Source organism: Caulobacter sp. BE264 (genome assembly GCF_031457805.1).
Taxonomy (GTDB): domain Bacteria; phylum Pseudomonadota; class Alphaproteobacteria; order Caulobacterales; family Caulobacteraceae; genus Caulobacter.
Map to the genome: position 1 here is coordinate 1 of NZ_JAVDXI010000013.1, position 17301 is coordinate 17301.

The following is a 17301-nucleotide window of genomic DNA, read 5'->3' on the forward strand; positions in this document are numbered from 1 at the left end:
GTCGAAGCGCTAAAGGCCCTGCTCGAAGCCTACAGGCAGGATCATCAATCGTTCCGATGAAGCGCCACCACCTGCGGCCTACGCCGGATGGCTACGAACGGTCTGTTGATGAATACCAAGATCCGCGCCTACGCCTTTGCATAGTCTCGCTAGATCAAATGCACTTAGCCACTTCCGATGCGGAGCGCCGGCGGCGTAGCGGGCCGTCATGTCGTGATGCTGGGCCACGCACCAATTCCAGACCTGATTGCAGGCATACGCATGGGCGGCAAGCGCCTTCCTAGCGTGGCGATCTTTCAGACGGTACTTGAATGTCTTGACCATTGGCTGAGCTTTAAGCTCTTCCGATCCTTTTATCTTCAGCTTCATTCACCCCTCCCTTGTAGGAGTGGCGGCGATCACGCCAAGCGCTTCGACCAAAGCGCCTGAAGAGGCTAGGGACGCCACATCGGCCGCGTCCTTGTTCGCGTAAAGGGTCCAGCCGTCTGCGAAGTCCTTCACGCGCCAAGCCACAGCCTCACCAGGGCCGGGGCCTCCATCAACCATCGCCGCGATCTCGGGGTTACAGCCTCCGCAGATAGGCCCGATAAGGTTGTCGGTTCCACACTCGTAGCATGGCGAGGTGGGGCCGGGGCCTTGTGCGCGGGTGTTCCAGGCGGCGATGGCCGCTTCGCGACTGCCCATGCTGGGTCCTTCCGCGCAGCATCCACACCGCACTTGCCAGCGGAACCCTTGAACCAGCTTCGGCGCGGCATAGGGAAAGTTGTTTTCAGGACGTCCTGCCGATTGCGTGTGAAACGGGCAGGGAAGAAGTTCATCAGCCATCTACCCGACCTCCCCGTTAACAAGGGCGGCGGACTGCTCTTTGAGCTTGCACCAGTTGTCGCAAGTGGCGCGGATAGCCGGAACATCGCCCCCGCATCCGCAACGATCCTGCTCCAGGCAGTACCCGAGCACCCCGTTGATGCTTTCGACGCCCAGCAAAGCCCGCGCCTCGTCTCGCTCGCGGGTGATAGAGGCGAGTGCTTCCTCTAGGCGAACGATCTCCTTGGCCGCGCGATAGGTCAGCTTATCGACGTACCCATCGGCGAACATGGTCATCAGCTCGTCGATCAGGTTGTCGCCCGCTCCTTCAAGTTCATTCGGGCTAGTCATAGGCGTGTCCTCGCGCGGCCGATCTTGAGGGAGGCGCGACGTTGGCGGCGATTGCCTTCGTCTTCGTGGGCTAGATCGTTGGTCGGAAACGGGTTCGGGCAGGAGCAGAGGCGGTCGTCATCTGGACACCACCTCTTCCCGCATGACCGGCAGACGTAGAGCGTTTGCATGGATCAAGCCCCCGTCTTGAGAGCGAGCGCCATGTCCAGGCGAAGCGTGGTGTCATAAACGGCGTCGCTGTCCTTGGCGCGGATCAGGCGCAGTTCCTCGCGAGCACGCTCTGCGACAGCCGCAAGCGTCTCAGCCCGTTCATCAGCCGCTTGGAGGCGCTGGCGTAGGTCGGTGATGACTGCGTTCGCGGTCTCGTCGTGAGAGAGCGAGGCGGCGAAGGCTATCGCAGCTTTTTCAGAGAGGTTGATCTCCTCCACGGTCAAGGCGGACCATGGGATGCCGTCACCCATCGCGCTGGCTAGTGCCTCATACAGCTTCTCGCCCAGGCTCTTGGCGGGCGTGGTCACGGCCTGGGTCATGCGGGCTCCTTCCGGCGCCGCGCTTGGCGGGCCTTGTGCTCAACAGTGGCCAAGGCCACCAGGGTAGGTCGGACATCAGGATGCGCCTCATTGAAGGCCAGCCGCTGCTTGTGCCGGCCACCGTTTAGAGCAGGCAGCAACGCGCGCTCGATCAGCATCCAGTTGGACGGGTCGGAATTGGTCTTCGTCCCGTCCTTGGACTTGAGGCAGTAGCCTTTGGGGATAGGCCCGTTCGCGGCTTCCCAGTTGATCAGGTGGATCGCTCGCCAGCGCCCCTGAAGCGGCATGTCGTCGTTGATCTTGCGTTCGGGATAGCCGTCCTTGCTGATCCGTTCGGTTCCGATCGGCTTGTAAAGGTCGACCGCCACGCCGGACCTGCCGTGCCCCTTCTTAAAGCGAGTTGCGACGGCTTTCGGATGGTGGGCGCCTACACCGGGCGGGCACGGAACACCTTTGTTGGCCGGCTCCTGCCCCTTTGTGAACTGTCCGGTGCGGCCGGTCTTCCATCCTTGCCGCTTGCGAAGCGCGTGCAGGTTCGCCGGCGCTACATCGCGGGCGAAGGCCTCGTTGAAGGCGCGCGCGTAGTCGCTGATCGGCATGGTCCGGTTGGCTGACAGCCAGGCCAGTTCCTCGGCGCTGTACTTGATCCAGTGCCCCTTCATTCCCGGTCGGTCCCGATCATAGTGAGATGCGGACGCATGCGCTCGTGTTGCGCCAAGATCGCCACCGCTTTGAGCTGCAGGTCTGCATTGCGCACAATCTGCTCTGAGACGCTGACGATCGCCTCCGTGCGGCTGACCTCCTGGGCGATCTCCTCGGGTTTCAGGTCCTCGTCCGAGAGGCGCTCGAGCTGGGCGAACAGGTGATTATTGAGGTCGGTGAGTTTGTTCTTCATGCCTCAATGTCCTTCGTGGAAGCGGGGATGGCTTGAACGCGGGCGGTGAACCCAGCGGGCGTCTCGTTGACCAAGACGCGGTGTGTGGAGCGGTGCTCGTCACCGAAGAGCATGAGAGCGCTTCGCGAACCGTCCTTCTGGGTAACGCGGATGGCTTCGACGCCTAACGCGGCCTCGTCACAGTCGGCAGCGTGGATGGTCAGGCGCATCATCGCGGCCCCTCCAGCATCAGCCGGTCGGGCATTGAGCCGGTCTGGTAGACGGCGGCGATCTGCGGCTTGGCCCATTGCCCGACGGTCGAGCCGTCGGGCAGGACGGTATGGGCCAGGAACTCGTCTTCGACGCTGGTGATCCCGGCGGACACCGCCTCCAGCTTCGCCTTGATCACCAGGTTCAGGGCGCGCCAGCGTTGACGGCAGGCCTGCTCCCAAGCCGCCAGGGCGGCGTCTGCGGTGCGCTCGCCGCGGCTGTGATGGGTGAACTCTCGCTCGTCGCGCTTCGGCAGCTGCAGGACGAACTTGATCTGCCGGCCGGTCATCCGGAAGGCGATCGCGGCCCTGTCGGCCTCGGAGTAGTAAGCGAAGGCGTCGGCGCCGTAGCGCGACAGGGTCCGCTCGATCTCCATGCGGGACTTCTCGACGGAGACAGAGGTGTCGGAGGCGTACCGGGCGCTCATGCTGCACCTCGCGCTGGTTCGGCGTTAGCGAGCTCGAGCAGAACGTCCGCGTGGCACGGCGCATCCAGGGCGCACCAGCAAGCGAGGTTCTTGCCGCGAAGAGGCGCTATCCAGTCGTCGAACTTCCCCGGGTGGAACACGGCGAACTTGTTGAGGTCGTGGTGGAACATCTCGACGCAGTGTTCGGCGTCGCCGTCCTCCCCTACGATGAAGTCGTGGTTCCCCCATTGGGTCGAGCGATCGACCTTCACGGTGTTGTCGGGCATCCGCCAGCCCTTGGCCCGGCGTAGTTGGACGCGGATCGGGCGCTCGGCCATCAGGCGCTCCTCGGTTCGGTGGGTTGGACAGCGGTCGGGGCGACCCAGACCAGTTCGCAGGGCGCGTCCTTGAGGCCGGCCTCGCGCGGGATCAGGACGGCGACATTCCCGTGCTCGTCGGCGGGCCGCGTCGCGAGGTGCGCGGTGATCGTGACCGGCACCGGCCCGGCGGCGCGCCTGGTCACGGGCCCGGTTGCGACGTGGACCGTCGGCAGGCCGCGCCGGGCGTGATCGGCGTAGTCGCGGACCACTTGGGCGCCTCGCACGAGATCACCGTCGCAGTCGACGAGCGCCTGGCAGAACAGGACCGGGTTCAGCCGGTAGCGCGCCCAATAGCGCCGCTCGTTGCCGTCGGCGTGTTGCTCGTCGTGGTGAGTCCGGCATGACGGCACCGCGCGCGCATCGTCGACCTTCGTCCCCTTCCCCCGATGCGCCCAGCCGGGGAACGCGAAAGACACGTGCGCCGCGTCGACGCCGTAGGTCTCGCGCCCCTCAATCGCGCACTGGACGCACGGGAGTTGGCGGATGAACTCAAGATGCGAGCGCGACTGCACCCGCTTGGAGGGCTTGGTCAGGGTACCGAAGGCCATCAAGCCGCCCTCCCGGACGAGGGACCGACCATGAACGCCGGCGGGCGTGGGATCTCCACGCCGTGCGGACGCCAGAGGTGCAGGCAGAAGTCGTGACAGTTGATGTGGTCGACCGGCGGCACATGCAGTTGCATGGCCGTTTCGTCGTCGCGGAAGAACAGGCGCTTGACCTGCTCCATCTCCGGCCAGTTCGGGCAGCGGTTGGCGCGGCTGACCGAGACGTGATCCCAGCCCGCGCCATTGCTGGCGATGATACGTAGGTCTCCGCCGTCGATGCAGGACTTCACGCGGAAGGCGCCGCCGACATCTGACCCGACGCCGCCCATGCGGCGTTCCCAGGCGGTGTCACGGAACACGTCCAAGAGGGAGAGCTGTCGCATCAAGCACCGCCCTTCGCGCGCTCGGCCTTTTCCTCGGCTTCCTTGGCGGCGTAGGTCTCTTGGAACCACGACTCCAGTTCAGCCGACGTGCCGACCTCGTCCGGGTCGCCCGCGTCGATGTCGTTGCGGAGTTGCGCTGACCGCGACCAAAGGGCCTGCATCTCGCGGGTGTTCGGGGCCTTGGACACTTGGGCGCGGAAGGCCTGGAGCCGCGCCGCCACGGTCGTCAGGGCTTGGGATGCGGTGCTGACGCCTTCCGCTGGCTTCTGGGCTTCCTGGCGTGGCTGCTCGGCCTGTTGGGCGGGCTTGTCGCCGGGGAAGTCGTCGTCGGCGGCGTCCGACGCCGGCGCGTCTTCGAAGGTGGCGTCGGTGACGGTGTTGGCCGTGTCATCAATCGCGGGCGGCGCGGGGTCGTCGAAGTCCGCATGAAGCCGCCGAAGCGTCGCCTCGCCTTGCGATTGGGCGCGAAGGTCGTAGTGGTCGTTGTCGCGATCGAAGATCTGCTGCAGGTCGGTCGACATGGGCAGGCGCTTCGAGAGGCGGCGCAGCACCGTCTTGCGCGCCATCTCGTCCCACCATTGCGACCAGGGCCCGGCGTTCTTGGCCTTGCTGACGTTGCGGACCTGATTGATCTGATCCACCGACATGACTTCGCGGTAGAGCCCGCCGTCCTTGGTCTTGGCGATGGCATAGGCGGCGATCGGCTTGCCGCGATTGGTCAGGGCCGGCGAGTGCTCGATCCGCTCCTCGTCACCCAAGACATAGGTGAAGGCGTCGTTCTCATAGACGACATGGGCGCCGATCGTGCTCATCTCGCCGGAGCGCCGCACCTTCGCCAGGATGCCTGCGATCATCGGCATGTATTGGGCCTTGCCGCTGTACACGACGAGGGCAGCTTCCCGGCCGTCGGGAATGAGGCCGTCCTGAGCGCACTTGAGCGCGGCGCCAAGGATCGAGTCTCGGTCGGCGCGCTGGAGGTCCGGGTTCGACTGAATCGCCGTCACGACAACGCGCACGAACTTCTCAGGCGAGACGTGATCGGGCAGCGCCAGGGCGAACTGGTCCTGCATCTTGCGGACGGCCGCGAGCGTGCTTGGCGGCTGGGCTGCGGTGTCCTGGCGGGTGGCGACGGCGGTGCTCATGCGGCTTGTTCCTGATCGGCGGGAAAGGTGACGGGGTCGGAGACTTCGGAGAGCCAGGGCGGGAAGTCGTGGTCCTTTGGCATCCACTGTTGCTCGACGACGGCCCAAGGCACGTCGAAGCCGAAGCGGTCGCGGAAGGTCCGGTAGTTGGCGAGGGCCACGTCCATCTTCTGCCGCCCGCTGTCGAAGCTGGCGTCGTTGGTCGGGCGGATGACGGGCTGAACGATCGGGGCCGTGCCGCGCTCATCGTCCCGGCGCCGGTAGAAGATCCAGCACCAGTCCCAATCCTCAACGGCCGCGACGCGCTTGATCCAGGCTTGTTGATCAGGCGTACCGCCGTAGATCGGGAGCGCGGCCATCTGTTGCCGGGCGCGCCAGTACATGAAGCGCTGCACGTCCATGGACCGCGACGCGACCAGGTTTAGGCATTGCTCCTTGATCGTCCGGCCCTTGGCGTCGCCGCCATAGGACTTCAGGTCGATCGCGAACTTGGGGAGTAGCTTGTCGATCTTGGCCCGCAGCTTCACGCCGGACGGGTCCGTCCAGAGGATCGCGACCTCCGACATGCCGCCGCGCATCGGCGCGCCAAGCTCGGGATGGTTCAAGATCAGCGCGGCCATGTGGCGGACGCGCCGGTCCATGTCCTCGGTCATGATGATTTTGCCGCGAATGATCGCGTCGTCGCGCCAGATGCGCGCTTCCTTCGAGCGGAAGTCCTCGAAGGGCGAAATGACGGCCTTGTCCTGATAGACGGCCTCGCCCTCAAGAACGAGCGCGTGAAGCGCCGACCCGAACTGCATCTCAGGAGACGGCGTGCGGATCGGCCGGTCCGGATTGTGCCGAGAGCCGTAGTACCAAGACGCAGGATCGCGATGAAGCACGACTAGGTCAGTTGACCCAAGCCGGTCCTGCGCGAAATATTTCTCGTCGCTCAGGCCAATGTAAACGCCGTCAGGCAGCTCGATCATTTCGAACTCCATCTTCAAGGTGTTTCCAGGTGCGGCCGGTCACGATGCCGGCAATGCTCGCGAAGGCGACGCCGTAGGTCCTGGCGAGAGCTTTCAGGCCGTCATCGCGACTTCCCTTGCGGTAGCGGGCGCGGATCGCGCGAACGTCTGATGCGCTCAGCTTCGCAGAGGGATGATCCTCGCCGAACACCGCCGCAGCCCTGGGGCCGAGTTTCCGTCCCTTCGTAGTGCTCGCCCTGGCCAAGTTCTCAGACCGCGTCAGCCAGCGAAGGTTCCACGGCGAGTTGTTCGTCCGATCGCTGTCAATATGATCGGCTTGGTGGTCGGCCGACGGCCGCAACCCGTGGAACGCGGCGCAGACCAGGGGGCCTACCATGAGAGACGAACAGCGACCGTTGCGGTACAGCCGGACAAAGCGATAGCCGTTCCGATCGGTGCCAAGCGCAAGCACCTTGCCGTTCGGCCGCGCGATGCGACCTCGGTCGGAAGCCAGAAGGTCTTCGCCAGGAACCGGCCGCCACTGTTCGTCGGAGAGGTCGAGATAGACGCCATCGGGAAGCGTGATCATGGCGGGCTCCTAGAAGGGGATTTCGCTGTCATCGAGCGCCGGGCGCCCGTTCGCGGCGGAGTGGTCACGCATGAGCCGCTGCAGGGCTGCGTTCAGGTCTCGCAGCCGTTCGACGCTGGGCGTGTCGGGCCGTTCGTAGGACTCGCGGCCTGCGTAAGCGGCGTTGAACCCCTGGATCCAAAGGAGGCAGTCGGCGACGATCGACTGATAGGCCTCGACGTCTTCGAGGAATGGTCGAAGGGCCTTCAAGTCGCGGCGCAGTTCCGCAGCTTCAGCGGTCTTCTGCTCTGCCCGCTGTTGCGCCCGGTCGATCAGGCGAACCGCGTCGTCCTGGGCTTCCTTACGGCCAGCGGTGAACCCGAGGCCGTAGCCGATGCCCGACATGTTCTCGCAAGGCATCATCACGACGAAGCGCTGGTCCGGGTGCAGGGCCTGCAGCCGGTCCTTTTCCGCCCATGCCGCAAGGAACGTCGGGTGGGTGTAGGTCGGCAGTCGGCCGGCCGGGTTCCAGACGTGGAAGCCGATATCGCTCACGCCGCCGCCTCCGCGCTGGCGTACCGATCCACCAAGGCCGCGATGTCGGCGACCGTCTTGGCGCCTTCCCAAAGCTCGTCCGGCAGGTCGAAGCCGTAAGCCGCCTCAATCGCCAGGGTCGCGGCGACATAGGCGCCGTCGGTCAGGCCGATGTGCGAGAGCGGCGTGTTGACGTGGATCCGGTCGGCGTAGGACGTCGCGCGGTCGGTCGGCACGCCGGGCAGGTGCTGGGCGACGATGATGCGGATGGCGCGCTGGGTTGCGGTCAACTCGCTCATGCGATCACCGATTGGCCGGCGGGCTTGTGGCTGATCATCCGGCGGCGCGCCTCTTCCCGCTCCTGGGCGGCTTGGCTGGCGAGCCGGGCCTTGATCGCCCGCTCCAGATTGCGAACCGTGCCCTTGGCCGTCTTGAGGTCCGTGACGAGGCGGCGAAGGCTGGCCTCGGTCGAGAAGCCCGTCAGGGTCGTCTCAGCGGCGCGGCCGAAGTTGGCCAGTTCGAGCGCCAGCGTGCGGACCTCTGGCGTGATACCGATTTGCATGGGTTCCCCCTCTTCAGGCCGCCGTGTTCGGCGGGGTCGGTTGTTGGGATTGGGCGAGGACGAACTCGGTCGCGGCCACGCGGGCGGCGAGGAGTTGGTCAGCGCGCTTCACCAGGGCGAGCGCCGCGCCGAAGCGTCCGGCCTCGAGGTGTTCGTGGGCCTCGCGCATCTGCTCCACCAACAGAAGGTCGGCGAGTTCGAAGCTCATGGCCCGGCCCGTGCTGTCGCGGACCACGCCGTTGTCGGCGATGTAGGCAGGGCGCGGGCGAAGTTCGGTGACGGTCGCGGTCATACGAAGCTCCAGAGCAAGGCGGCCATGGCCACCAGGACGGCGAAGGCGGAAAGGAGTTTGGCGGCGGCGCCGGCGCTGAGATCGGCGGGCATGTCAGGCAATCCCCGCGCGAGCCCACCGACCCGCTTCGATGCGGGCGCGCGTGAGCTGGAATGAGCGCTTGACGGTCTCCAGCAGCAGGGTGTCGGCCTTGCGAGCCTCTGCGGCGCGGCGCTGGACCTCGTAGTCGGCCAGGATCTCTTCCTGGGTCTCAGCGTCGATGCGGACAGCGGTCGGACCTACGCGCATCATCACGTCGCCGCCCGAGCACCAGAACAGGAGGGGTTCGGTCGTCATCGCGATCACTCCGCAGCCGTGCGCAGAGCCGAGGCCTTGCCGCCGTAGCGGTAGCCATGGTCCGCCGGGATCACGACGCCGTCGATCCGCTCGACCGCGTACTCGACCCGCTCGCCGATCACGCCCTGAGCCGCCAGACGATCGTTCAGGAAGTCGACCGAGGCTTGCGGGCTGGCGGTGACGCCCAGGCCCTTGTGAACCGGGCGAACCGGCGCAGCGCGACCGGCGAACTTGGCGTCGATCTCAGCAAGCTTGGCGGCGAAGGTGTCGGCGGCCATCGGCGGCGGTCCTCATCGGTTGATGAGAGGACCTTAAGTCGGAGATTTCCGACCGTCAACGGAAAAGTCGGAAAAGTCCGACACATTTTCCGACCAAAAGTCGGATATTGATTCGACGCTGCGATGGCTCAGCGAAAAAGCCCGGCGCTCGGCCGGGCTGTCAGGAGGTTGAGATGTTCGATTGGTTCCGGCCCGCACCTAACGGCCAGGCGCTCAGTCAGGGTGAGCGCTTCATTGCGGGGTTATGCACCCTTCTGGATGCTATCGATCGCCGTCAATCCGCACCCGTCGTGGGCTCAATGGCAGTTCCAGGCGAACGCATCACGATTAAGAAGGCTAGGGCTCAAACCCCGCAGAACGAAGGCGGTTCGCAATAGCCTGAAAGTGTTGGTCGATATGTTCTGCTGCGACCATGAGCACTTCCTCGCGGTAAGTGTCGCCATCTGGGTTTAGCAGTCGCATGGTGTCCAAAGCAGCGACCCGGTTTCGCTCCAACTCCCCGGACGGGGCCCTTGCGGCCAGGCCGGTCCAAACGCCGCGCATCATTAGTTCTAGCGCGACGATCCGCCCTTGTATTTCCGTGTAGTCGTCTTTGGTCATTCACCCCTCCAGGGGAAAGAGGTTAAGGCGTGGGCGCGTCCAGCGGCTTGAGCACCGTGTAGGTCATGGACACATTGGTCGCGCTGGTCACTTTGATCCGGGCGCCGCGAAAGCCAATCTCATCGCCGCTCGAGAGGTCGTAGGTCAGCGCCTGGGTGAAGGCCGGGCGCGATAGGTCTCGCATGAATTCCCGGTACGAGAGCGTGACGACTCCGCCCGAGGCTCCTGTGTAGAGCAGTTGGACGCGATAGCCGTCGGGCCCGAGGTCCAAGGCTCCGGCCTCCACTACGCTCGCGCCTTCGACGGCCCCCGTCGCGCGCATGCCCAAGTCATTTTCCCAATAGGCCTGAACGGCACCGCCGCTGGCCGGCATGAACAACCCGGCCTTCTTCCATGGGGTCTTGATGCCGAGGTACTGGAGCGTGACGCCAATGTTGGATTGGTAGTAGCGCCCCTTCTCCGTCTCAGCCGTGAGGGTGTAGAGGCCGGCGGGCAGCATGATCTTGTTGCCCATGATCGAGCTGGACTTGACCAGCTTTTCCAAGCGGACGGCGGGGGCGGTGTAGTAGCGCTCCGACGTCAGGACGGCTTGGCCGACTTCAGCTTCAGCCGTAGAGCCCACGGCCGGAAGTGACCGCGATACGAGGTCTTGCGCCGCTACCGGCGAAGCCGCGACAAGCGCTCCGACGAATGGTCCGACGATCTTCATTGAACCCCTCATGCGCTATCCACCAGTCCGGTAGCGGCGCCCGTAATCCGCCACGACGACGCCGATAACCGACACGCCGTCCTGGTCGATCTCATCGCGCGATCGAAGGTAGATCGGCTCTTGGAAGTCAGGGTGATCGCTACGCGGCCAGAACGCGATCCGGCCGTCCGGTTCCTCGACGTATTCCTTCAGCGTGATCTCGGTGAGCGTGTCCTTGCGGCGCTCGATGACGACGTGATCGCCAGGCTGCAGGCCAGCTTCGGCCGGATCCGCAAGCACGACGAACCGACCAGGCGCATAGACCTTGTTCATCGATGGCCCGACTACGCGCATCGCCCGCAGCCTGGCGCTCTCGTAGCCGGCGACGTCGAGCGCGAGATACTCCTCAACTTCGTACGTCTCCCGCGCCACCGCTTCCAACCAGACCCCCGCCTGAACATCTCCGACAACCGGGATGCGCCGGGCGATATCCTTAATGGGGGGTACGACAGAAACGGGAGGAGAGGCCAAGCTCCCCTTTGGAGCGTGCGAAGCCTTTAGCGACAGAAACGCCGCATCGCGATCGACGGCCGCATCCTTGATGCCGCGACGAAGATGATCGGCGCTCGCGTAACCCGTATGCGCGGCAATGTCGGCCAGTACCTCAATCGGGAGCTTCTGCTTACGCCCCTTGAGAAAGTCGGTGATGTAGTCGCGCCCCTTCCCCAGCTTAATTGCAAGCGGAACAGGGTCGACCGACGCCTCGTCCAGCGCTCGCCGGACGTTCTCGCGCGTTTTGTCGATCTCGGTTGGCATGTCGGAACTATCCGACGTGCGTTCCCGATGGGCGAGACGGAAATCTCCGATTGACCAAGTCGGAAAGTTCCGACTATCTTCCGACTTATGGAAGCCGACCTCAAGCGCCACATCCTGGCCTGCGCCGCCGCTCTCAGCGCTCATCGCAAGCAGGCCCTAGTCACGATTTCACGTCTAGCGACGGGGGACTGGCGGTTCTTCGACCGGATCGAGTCCGGCTGCTCGTTCACCGCGCGCAAGTACGACGCCACCATGGCGTGGTTCTCGGCCAACTGGCCGGAAGATCTGGCTTGGCCGGACGATGTGCCGCGCCCCGCTACGACGCAGCAAGCGGCCTGACGCCATGTCGGGGGCTCGCAACACCATTCAGACCGGCATGGCCCACCAGCACCTTCCCCCCGGTGCGGGCTTTGCCGCGGCGCGCGTATGTAACGAAGGGCGTGCGCGCGCCGACCACTGGCGCGATCGCTCATCTGTCGGGATGGGTTGGTCGTTGTCGGGCGGCGGCTGGGTCCGGTTCTTCCAGGCCCAGCCGCTGCAATCCCGTGTTCAGCGCCTTCTCGGCGAGATCGCTGCACCTGTCAGCGAAGCGATCCAAGCCATTCGATCCGCCAAGTTCGGCGGCCTTCTCTCTGTACTTCGCAGCCTTGATCCCCGCCGCGACTGCAATCGCGAAGGGGTTTGTCATGTCCATCGGTTCGTGACTGGTGGCCATGCCCGTGTGTTCAACCTGACCTCCGATCAGCCGGAGACCTTCTCATGATGAAGGTCACCGCATTGGAAATCCGACACAAAGAGACGGGTTGTCAGCACACCTTGGGCCTTGACAGAGCGACTTCGGACGCTCTGGCGACCTACTGCCGGCTCCGCTGGCCCAGCAACACCGCCAAGCTCGCCGCCCGCGAATGGGCCCTGAGCCTCGATGAGGCCAAGGGGGTCGTGAACGGTCGAGCCTCTCGCGGAACGCTCGACAAAGTCTGGAAGCATCCCGCCGGCGGTTGGTCCGTCGTTTTCCCAGTCCTTGGCGCCGTCATTGGACAGAGCGCCGAGGCTTTCTTCCAACAAGAACAGGCCAACCATGCAGCGCAGGCTCGCCGCCACGCTTCGCTCGCTCGCGATCTGCGGGCTCTACGCGCTCCTCGTCCTGGCGGTGTTGCTGAGCTGGATATTCGGCCAGCCGAGGGCCGCCGCGTTGTGGTTCGCCGGTTGGGCGGCCGACACGATCCGAAAGCTGGAGGCGTGAAGTGATCCGCGCCGCCATCGCCCGTTCGCCCAAGCGCGCCTATCGCCCCGGCCTCCTGATCGCGGCGGGCCTGCCGTCGCTCGCGCTCTGGGTCCTGATCTTCGCCGCCATCCGCCTCGTCGGGTGAGGGCCTGGCCACGCGCCGGGGCCTTAAAGTCCGGCGCACGTAAGAGGGAGGGCAGATTGCCCCGAGCTCGCAACGCCGCCCCGCAACGGGACGACAACCACGTGCTGACCGACGACGAGATCGCCGACCTCCAGCACTACTACTCGATAAAGATCCGCGGCGCCCAAGCGATCCACGCGGAGAAGAAGGCCGTCGCAGATGCGGCGCGCACCGACGTCAACAACCTCTTCGCGCTGGTGAAGGGCGATCTCCAGATCAGCCGCAAGGACTTCGAGGAAATCCTGGCCCTCCAGGACATGAACGAAGCCGAGTTCATCGAGCACGAGAAGAAGCGCACCAAGCGCATGGTCGCGCAGGGCCTGCCCGTCGGCACGCAGCTCGACATGTTCCCGAAGGCCGACACCGTCGACGACCTCGGTCTGGCGCAGGCGTCCGGTAAGCGCGCCGGCCTACGCGGCGCTGATCCGGAAGTGCCTGAGCGTTTCGCCGGCGTGACCCATCAGGCTTGGATGGAAGGCTGGCACGAAGGCCAGGCCGAGAACATCGCGAAGCTGGGCCGGGCCCAGACCATCCTCGACGCTCGTAAGGCCCAGGCCGAAGAGCCTGAAGCCGAAGGCGACGAGGAGGAAGACGAGTTCGACGCCGACGCCGAGGCGCGCGCTCTCCGCAAGTCCGGCTTCATGGACACCACTGGCGCCGACGAAGAGCAGGCCGCTCCCGAAATGGAAGCCGCCTGATGTTGGTCCTAGGTGTGGACCCGGGTTTGTCGGGCGCCCTGGCGCTCTACAACCCAGCGACCGGCGCTTTGGACGTCCGGGACATGCCCGTCTATGTCACCCCCAAGGCTGGGGGTGGCAAGCGGACGGAACTCGACCTCGTCGCCCTCGCCCACATCATGGACGAGTGGGCGAAGAACCCGATCCGCGCCTTCATTGAGCAGGTCGGGGCCACGCCGCAGATGGGCGTGACCTCGTCCTTCAGCTTCGGCGCCTCCTATGCGGCCGCGCGCATGGCCTGCGCCGCTCACTTCATCCCGACCGAGCTGGTCACGCCGCAGGTCTGGAAACGCGCCCTGAACGTAAAGGGCGGTTCGGACAAGTCTGACGCCGTCCGCGCACGTGCCTCCGCTCTCCTTCCCCAACATGCCAAGCTCTGGACGCTGGCCAAGCACGAGGGACGCGCCGAAAGCGCGATGATCGCCCTCTACGGCGCCCGGGCCCTGGAAAGGCTCGCCGCATGATCATCGACATCGCCAAGCGCGAAGCCGCGCGCGCACTCGACACCGGCCCGCTCATTAGCTTCCGGCGCACGGAAGCCGACCGCCGCCCGGCCCGCCGCTTCGTCCAACCCAACGATGGGCCCGATCCTGACCGCTTCGCCAAGGCCGAGGAGATCCGCGCCCGGTTGAAGCGCAAGAGCCTCGCGGGCTTCCCGGGTCTTCCGCCCTCAACTGAGAAGGCCGTGGAGGTTTTGGCCGATGGTGGAATGAAGCTGGCTGATCTCGCCGACGCAATCGGCGGCAGCATCGCCACGGCCCGCAATCACATGGGCTACGCCCGGACAGCCGCCCTGGTCGAGAAGACCAGCGCCGGGATCTATCGCCTGACCGAACGCGGCCGCCAATGGCTGGACCGGAACTGATGAGCGAGCTCCTCGACGATCTCGCGGAACAGGCCATCGGCCAAGCCCTTGGCGGCGGGCCGCGCAAGGCCGTGCTCTGCAGCGTGCTCCGGACTGCCGGCCGCATGCTCGCCGAGTCCGAAGGCCACGGCTTCGCCGCCCAGGTCCACGCCCAAGAGGTCGTCCGCCACGAACAGAAGCGGACGCGCCTCGGCACCCAAGGCGGGAGGAACCGCCGGTGATCGACGCCGCCATCCGCCGGGGCCTGTCCGCCGCCGAGCATATCGAGACCGACCGCGCCCGCCTCCGCAGCGCGATGGAGGCCGTCTTCGTCCTGGCCGGGCTCGCTGGCCTCGACGTCATCCTCGCCGCCGAGCGGCAAAGCCTCGCGGAGCGGTTCTCCGCCCGTATGAACACCGAGGGCTTCGTGAAATGAGCCATCCATGTCGCATCTGCGGCGCTCCGGCCATGGGGCCGTACAGCGCCAACAGCTACTGCTCCAAGCACTCCTCCGTCCGGATCGCCGCCCTCGATAAGGTCGAGGCCGCGCGCGAGTACATGGCCGCCGGGTTCACCCTGAAACAGACCGCCGAACAGTTGGGAATGCTCGCGTCGGACCTCGACGTCGCCCTCTGGACTTGGCTTGGCCAGAAGTCGGCCCCGCGCCGGTACAAGCCGGAGTTCGTCGCATGAGCCGGCCCGACCGCTTCACGGTGCTGAAGTGCACCGCCCGCCGAGATGGCTCGTTCCTAGTCCTTCTCATGAAGGGCGGCTCGGCTGTGTCCGACGTCGAGATCGCCGAGGGCAAGACCGTCCGCGTCGTTGATGGCCGGGTCGTGGAGGTCGCCGCCTGATGGGCAAGCGTTCCAATTTTCCGCGCCTCCACAAGAACAAGTACCTGACGTGGGATCCTCGCGCGGTCCCGCCCCTACTGGCTCACCTGCGTCGCGGCTTTCGCTACAAGGAGCCCTGCGCTGGCGCGGGCGACTTGATCCGCCAGCTTGAGCCATTCGCTCACTGCGTCGAGGCGCGAGACATCGAGCCCCAGGCCGACTTCATTGCGACCGGCGATATGATGCAGGTCGAGATCGGTGACGCCGACGGGTTCATCACCAACCCACCCTGGACGCGGTCAGAGCTTCATCCGCTGATCACGCACCTTTCGGACCAGGCGCCGACGTGGCTGCTGTTCGACGCGGCGTGGGCCGGAACCAAGCAAGCCCTGCCCTTCCAGAACCGCTGCCGGAAGATCGTGATCATCGGCCGCCTCAAGTGGATCCCGGACACGGACTGGGACCACAAGGAGGACTCGGCCTGGTACCTCTTTGACCGGCCCATCCCCGGCTCCGCGCCGACCTACTTCATGCGTGGGGCGACCCCGGCGGAAGCACCGCGCCGGCCGGTCCGCGCCTGCTTCGACTGCAACCGGCCGATCGCCGCTCGCGACAAGTGGACCCTCGCCCAGCGCGGCGGCGTCCTGACGACCGTGCACCGGCACTGCGACAACCCCAGCAGCTACTATGCCAAGGGACTAGATCCGATCGCTCCGGCGCCATTGCTCGATTGGGCTGGAGAGGCGGCATGACCGACACACGCCCCGCTCAGCAACTTGCGGCGCTCTTCGACATCGACGCCGAGATGCGTCTCCTTGGCATCTGCCTGGAGCACAACGAGATCGTTCAAAGCCTCGCGGGCCTGGAGGCTCGGCACTTTCACGAGCCCTTCCACCAGAGAGCATGGGCCTTCATCACGAAAAAGGTTCAAGCCGGGGTCGCCGTCGATCCGTTGACGGTGCACGACGCCTTCAAGGACGGAGATCCGGCCTATCAGGAGCTCGGCGCCCTTCGGTATCTGGCCATGCTGGTCGAGCATGTCGTCGGCAAGGCGGCCGCGCACGAGTACGCCCGGATCATCGTCGAGCGTTCCACGCGCCGGGACCTTGTAGAGACGGCGGCTCTGATCGCCGAGAAGGCCCGCGACCCCGCGGAGGATCTACGCGAGGTCGTGACCAAGTCAGAGGCGTTGCTGGCCGACATTGCGCGCGGCTCCGAGCCTAACGACGCCAACCTCGTCGATGCCAACACATCGGCCGCTTGGACCATCGAGGAAATGCGGAAGGAGGCCCTGGAGGGTCGACCAAAGGGCCTCATGACCGGGCTTCGCTGCGTTGACCGTCGGCTTCGCGGGCTTCGCCCCGGTTGCCTCATCGTGATCGCTGGCCGGCCCTCAATGGGGAAGTCGGGCCTCGCCCGGCAGATCGCCCATGGCGCGGCCCGTCGCAATCCTGAGCACCAGTTCCCGTTCTACTGCCTTGAGATGCACCGCCGGGAAATGGACGAGCGCACGCTCTCAGAGCTCACGTTCCGCGACGGCCAGCCGATCCGCTACCACGACATGAACCCTGAGAAGTTCACGCCGATGGACTGGGACATCCTGGAGCGCGCCGCGCGCCGCGTGCCGTCCAACATGATCCTCGACGATACGGCTTCTCTCTCGGTCGACTATGTCCGCCGCCGGTCCTGGGCCCTTCGCCGAAAGGGTCCGATCGGGGCCATCTTCATCGACTATCTCCAGATCATGAAGCGCCCGGCCGCCAACGGCCGAAACGACGCCGCAGTGATTGGCGAGATGACGACGGCGCTCAAGGTTCTTGCTCGTGAACTGAATTGCGCCGTGGTGCTGCTGTCGCAGATCAACCGGGGCGTCGAGAGTCGCGACGACAAGCGACCGCAGCTTTCAGACCTCAAGGAGTCGGGCTCGATCGAGCAAGACGCCAACGTCGTCCTCTTCCCCTTTCGCGAGGTCTACTACCTCGAGCGCGCCGAGCCCCGCCAGGGCACGCCAGAGCACCAGAAATGGGAGGAGCAGGTCGAACTTCTCCGGCGCCGCATGGATGTGCTCTGCGCCAAGAACCGGGGCGGCGCTGTCGGCAGCGACCAGCAGGATTACCACGCAGAGTACGACGCAGTGACCGACGTTCGCGAGGAGGCCTGATGAGCGCGCCT

General features: G+C 65.5%; 35 protein-coding genes. 13 read left to right on the plus strand and 22 right to left on the minus strand.

The window, feature by feature from the left end; all coding sequences use genetic code 11:
* Window positions 1-78: 78 nt before the first annotated feature.
* The 22 genes from J2X45_RS19850 to J2X45_RS19955 all read right to left on the minus strand — a co-directional run bounded on the left by J2X45_RS19850 (window position 79) and on the right by J2X45_RS19955 (window position 11306).
* A complete protein-coding gene (locus tag J2X45_RS19850; protein ID WP_310218370.1) occupies window positions 79-369 on the minus strand; it encodes a hypothetical protein in 291 nt (96 codons plus the stop codon).
* 456 nt (window positions 370-825) lie between these two features.
* The gene (locus J2X45_RS19855; protein WP_310218371.1) at window positions 826-1155 is read right to left on the minus strand and encodes a hypothetical protein; all 330 of its coding nucleotides are present in this window, start codon (window positions 1153-1155) and stop codon (window positions 826-828) included.
* Between the two features lie 173 nt (window positions 1156-1328).
* Complete coding sequence (locus J2X45_RS19860) at window positions 1329-1685, minus strand: hypothetical protein (RefSeq protein WP_310218372.1); 357 nt, start codon at window positions 1683-1685, stop codon at window positions 1329-1331.
* Window positions 1682-2347 (minus strand): HNH endonuclease, encoded by a 666-nt coding sequence (locus J2X45_RS19865; protein WP_310218374.1) that lies wholly within the window; start codon window positions 2345-2347, stop codon window positions 1682-1684. The genes J2X45_RS19860 and J2X45_RS19865 overlap by 4 nt, the downstream gene beginning before the upstream one ends.
* The gene (locus tag J2X45_RS19870; protein ID WP_310218377.1) at window positions 2344-2580 is read right to left on the minus strand and encodes a hypothetical protein; all 237 of its coding nucleotides are present in this window, start codon (window positions 2578-2580) and stop codon (window positions 2344-2346) included. Before J2X45_RS19870 ends, J2X45_RS19865 begins: the two co-directional genes overlap by 4 nt.
* Entirely contained in the window at window positions 2577-2792 is a 216-nt protein-coding gene (locus J2X45_RS19875; RefSeq protein WP_310218379.1) for a hypothetical protein, read from the minus strand. Before J2X45_RS19875 ends, J2X45_RS19870 begins: the two co-directional genes overlap by 4 nt.
* The gene (locus J2X45_RS19880; protein WP_310218384.1) at window positions 2789-3256 is read right to left on the minus strand and encodes a hypothetical protein; all 468 of its coding nucleotides are present in this window, start codon (window positions 3254-3256) and stop codon (window positions 2789-2791) included. The genes J2X45_RS19875 and J2X45_RS19880 overlap by 4 nt, the downstream gene beginning before the upstream one ends.
* A complete protein-coding gene (locus J2X45_RS19885) occupies window positions 3253-3573 on the minus strand; it encodes a DUF4326 domain-containing protein (RefSeq protein ID WP_310218386.1) in 321 nt (106 codons plus the stop codon). Before J2X45_RS19885 ends, J2X45_RS19880 begins: the two co-directional genes overlap by 4 nt.
* A complete protein-coding gene (locus J2X45_RS19890) occupies window positions 3573-4163 on the minus strand; it encodes a hypothetical protein (RefSeq protein WP_310218389.1) in 591 nt (196 codons plus the stop codon). Before J2X45_RS19890 ends, J2X45_RS19885 begins: the two co-directional genes overlap by 1 nt.
* Window positions 4163-4543, minus strand: a complete 381-nt coding sequence (locus J2X45_RS19895; RefSeq protein ID WP_310218391.1) for a hypothetical protein — start codon at window positions 4541-4543, stop codon at window positions 4163-4165. The genes J2X45_RS19890 and J2X45_RS19895 overlap by 1 nt, the downstream gene beginning before the upstream one ends.
* The gene (locus J2X45_RS19900; protein ID WP_310218393.1) at window positions 4543-5685 is read right to left on the minus strand and encodes a recombinase RecT; all 1143 of its coding nucleotides are present in this window, start codon (window positions 5683-5685) and stop codon (window positions 4543-4545) included. The genes J2X45_RS19895 and J2X45_RS19900 overlap by 1 nt, the downstream gene beginning before the upstream one ends.
* Window positions 5682-6653, minus strand: a complete 972-nt coding sequence (locus J2X45_RS19905) for a PD-(D/E)XK nuclease-like domain-containing protein (RefSeq protein WP_310218395.1) — start codon at window positions 6651-6653, stop codon at window positions 5682-5684. Before J2X45_RS19905 ends, J2X45_RS19900 begins: the two co-directional genes overlap by 4 nt.
* On the minus strand, window positions 6637-7221 hold the full coding sequence (locus tag J2X45_RS19910) for an NUMOD4 motif-containing HNH endonuclease (protein WP_310218397.1): 585 nt from the start codon (window positions 7219-7221) through the stop codon (window positions 6637-6639). Before J2X45_RS19910 ends, J2X45_RS19905 begins: the two co-directional genes overlap by 17 nt.
* 9 nt (window positions 7222-7230) lie before the next feature.
* Window positions 7231-7755 (minus strand): hypothetical protein, encoded by a 525-nt coding sequence (locus J2X45_RS19915; RefSeq protein WP_310218399.1) that lies wholly within the window; start codon window positions 7753-7755, stop codon window positions 7231-7233.
* Window positions 7752-8033 (minus strand): acyl carrier protein, encoded by a 282-nt coding sequence (locus J2X45_RS19920; protein WP_310218401.1) that lies wholly within the window; start codon window positions 8031-8033, stop codon window positions 7752-7754. The genes J2X45_RS19915 and J2X45_RS19920 overlap by 4 nt, the downstream gene beginning before the upstream one ends.
* Window positions 8030-8296: a hypothetical protein gene (locus J2X45_RS19925; protein WP_310218403.1), complete on the minus strand. Its 267-nt coding sequence runs from the start codon at window positions 8294-8296 to the stop codon at window positions 8030-8032. Before J2X45_RS19925 ends, J2X45_RS19920 begins: the two co-directional genes overlap by 4 nt.
* Window positions 8297-8309: 13 nt before the next feature.
* Window positions 8310-8588 (minus strand): hypothetical protein, encoded by a 279-nt coding sequence (locus tag J2X45_RS19930; protein WP_310218406.1) that lies wholly within the window; start codon window positions 8586-8588, stop codon window positions 8310-8312.
* A 93-nt stretch (window positions 8589-8681) separates the two neighbouring features.
* The gene (locus J2X45_RS19935; protein ID WP_310218408.1) at window positions 8682-8924 is read right to left on the minus strand and encodes a hypothetical protein; all 243 of its coding nucleotides are present in this window, start codon (window positions 8922-8924) and stop codon (window positions 8682-8684) included.
* A 5-nt stretch (window positions 8925-8929) separates the two neighbouring features.
* Window positions 8930-9202, minus strand: coding sequence for a hypothetical protein (locus J2X45_RS19940; protein WP_310218409.1), 273 nt, complete (start codon window positions 9200-9202; stop codon window positions 8930-8932).
* A 336-nt stretch (window positions 9203-9538) separates the two neighbouring features.
* Window positions 9539-9802, minus strand: coding sequence for a hypothetical protein (locus J2X45_RS19945; RefSeq protein ID WP_310218410.1), 264 nt, complete (start codon window positions 9800-9802; stop codon window positions 9539-9541).
* A 22-nt stretch (window positions 9803-9824) separates the two neighbouring features.
* Window positions 9825-10511 (minus strand): hypothetical protein, encoded by a 687-nt coding sequence (locus J2X45_RS19950; RefSeq protein WP_310218413.1) that lies wholly within the window; start codon window positions 10509-10511, stop codon window positions 9825-9827.
* A 15-nt stretch (window positions 10512-10526) separates the two neighbouring features.
* Window positions 10527-11306 (minus strand): S24 family peptidase, encoded by a 780-nt coding sequence (locus tag J2X45_RS19955; RefSeq protein ID WP_310218414.1) that lies wholly within the window; start codon window positions 11304-11306, stop codon window positions 10527-10529.
* Window positions 11307-11393: 87 nt separating this feature from the next.
* Between J2X45_RS19955 and J2X45_RS19960 the strand changes: the two genes are divergently transcribed.
* From J2X45_RS19960 to J2X45_RS20020, 13 genes are all read left to right on the plus strand, one after another.
* Window positions 11394-11645, plus strand: coding sequence for a hypothetical protein (locus tag J2X45_RS19960; protein WP_310218417.1), 252 nt, complete (start codon window positions 11394-11396; stop codon window positions 11643-11645).
* A 4-nt stretch (window positions 11646-11649) separates the two neighbouring features.
* Complete coding sequence (locus J2X45_RS19965) at window positions 11650-12069, plus strand: hypothetical protein (RefSeq protein WP_310218421.1); 420 nt, start codon at window positions 11650-11652, stop codon at window positions 12067-12069.
* 315 nt (window positions 12070-12384) lie between these two features.
* Window positions 12385-12549 (plus strand): hypothetical protein, encoded by a 165-nt coding sequence (locus J2X45_RS19970; RefSeq protein WP_310218422.1) that lies wholly within the window; start codon window positions 12385-12387, stop codon window positions 12547-12549.
* A 1-nt stretch (window position 12550) separates the two neighbouring features.
* Window positions 12551-12676, plus strand: coding sequence for a hypothetical protein (locus J2X45_RS19975; protein WP_310218424.1), 126 nt, complete (start codon window positions 12551-12553; stop codon window positions 12674-12676).
* Window positions 12677-12732: 56 nt separating this feature from the next.
* Window positions 12733-13413: a hypothetical protein gene (locus J2X45_RS19980; RefSeq protein WP_310218426.1), complete on the plus strand. Its 681-nt coding sequence runs from the start codon at window positions 12733-12735 to the stop codon at window positions 13411-13413.
* A complete protein-coding gene (locus J2X45_RS19985) occupies window positions 13413-13916 on the plus strand; it encodes a hypothetical protein (protein WP_310218428.1) in 504 nt (167 codons plus the stop codon). The genes J2X45_RS19980 and J2X45_RS19985 overlap by 1 nt, the downstream gene beginning before the upstream one ends.
* On the plus strand, window positions 13913-14317 hold the full coding sequence (locus tag J2X45_RS19990; RefSeq protein ID WP_310218429.1) for a hypothetical protein: 405 nt from the start codon (window positions 13913-13915) through the stop codon (window positions 14315-14317). Before J2X45_RS19985 ends, J2X45_RS19990 begins: the two co-directional genes overlap by 4 nt.
* Window positions 14317-14538 carry a hypothetical protein gene (locus tag J2X45_RS19995; RefSeq protein ID WP_310218430.1) on the plus strand — a complete coding sequence of 74 codons (222 nt, stop codon included), beginning with the start codon at window positions 14317-14319 and terminating at the stop codon, window positions 14536-14538. Before J2X45_RS19990 ends, J2X45_RS19995 begins: the two co-directional genes overlap by 1 nt.
* Entirely contained in the window at window positions 14535-14732 is a 198-nt protein-coding gene (locus J2X45_RS20000) for a hypothetical protein (RefSeq protein ID WP_310218432.1), read from the plus strand. Before J2X45_RS19995 ends, J2X45_RS20000 begins: the two co-directional genes overlap by 4 nt.
* The gene (locus J2X45_RS20005; RefSeq protein WP_310218434.1) at window positions 14729-14989 is read left to right on the plus strand and encodes a hypothetical protein; all 261 of its coding nucleotides are present in this window, start codon (window positions 14729-14731) and stop codon (window positions 14987-14989) included. Before J2X45_RS20000 ends, J2X45_RS20005 begins: the two co-directional genes overlap by 4 nt.
* Window positions 14986-15150, plus strand: a complete 165-nt coding sequence (locus tag J2X45_RS20010) for a hypothetical protein (protein ID WP_310218436.1) — start codon at window positions 14986-14988, stop codon at window positions 15148-15150. The genes J2X45_RS20005 and J2X45_RS20010 overlap by 4 nt, the downstream gene beginning before the upstream one ends.
* Window positions 15150-15881, plus strand: coding sequence for a hypothetical protein (locus J2X45_RS20015; RefSeq protein ID WP_310218439.1), 732 nt, complete (start codon window positions 15150-15152; stop codon window positions 15879-15881). The genes J2X45_RS20010 and J2X45_RS20015 overlap by 1 nt, the downstream gene beginning before the upstream one ends.
* A complete protein-coding gene (locus J2X45_RS20020; protein WP_310218441.1) occupies window positions 15878-17290 on the plus strand; it encodes a DnaB-like helicase C-terminal domain-containing protein in 1413 nt (470 codons plus the stop codon). The genes J2X45_RS20015 and J2X45_RS20020 overlap by 4 nt, the downstream gene beginning before the upstream one ends.
* Window positions 17291-17301: the final 11 nt, after the last annotated feature.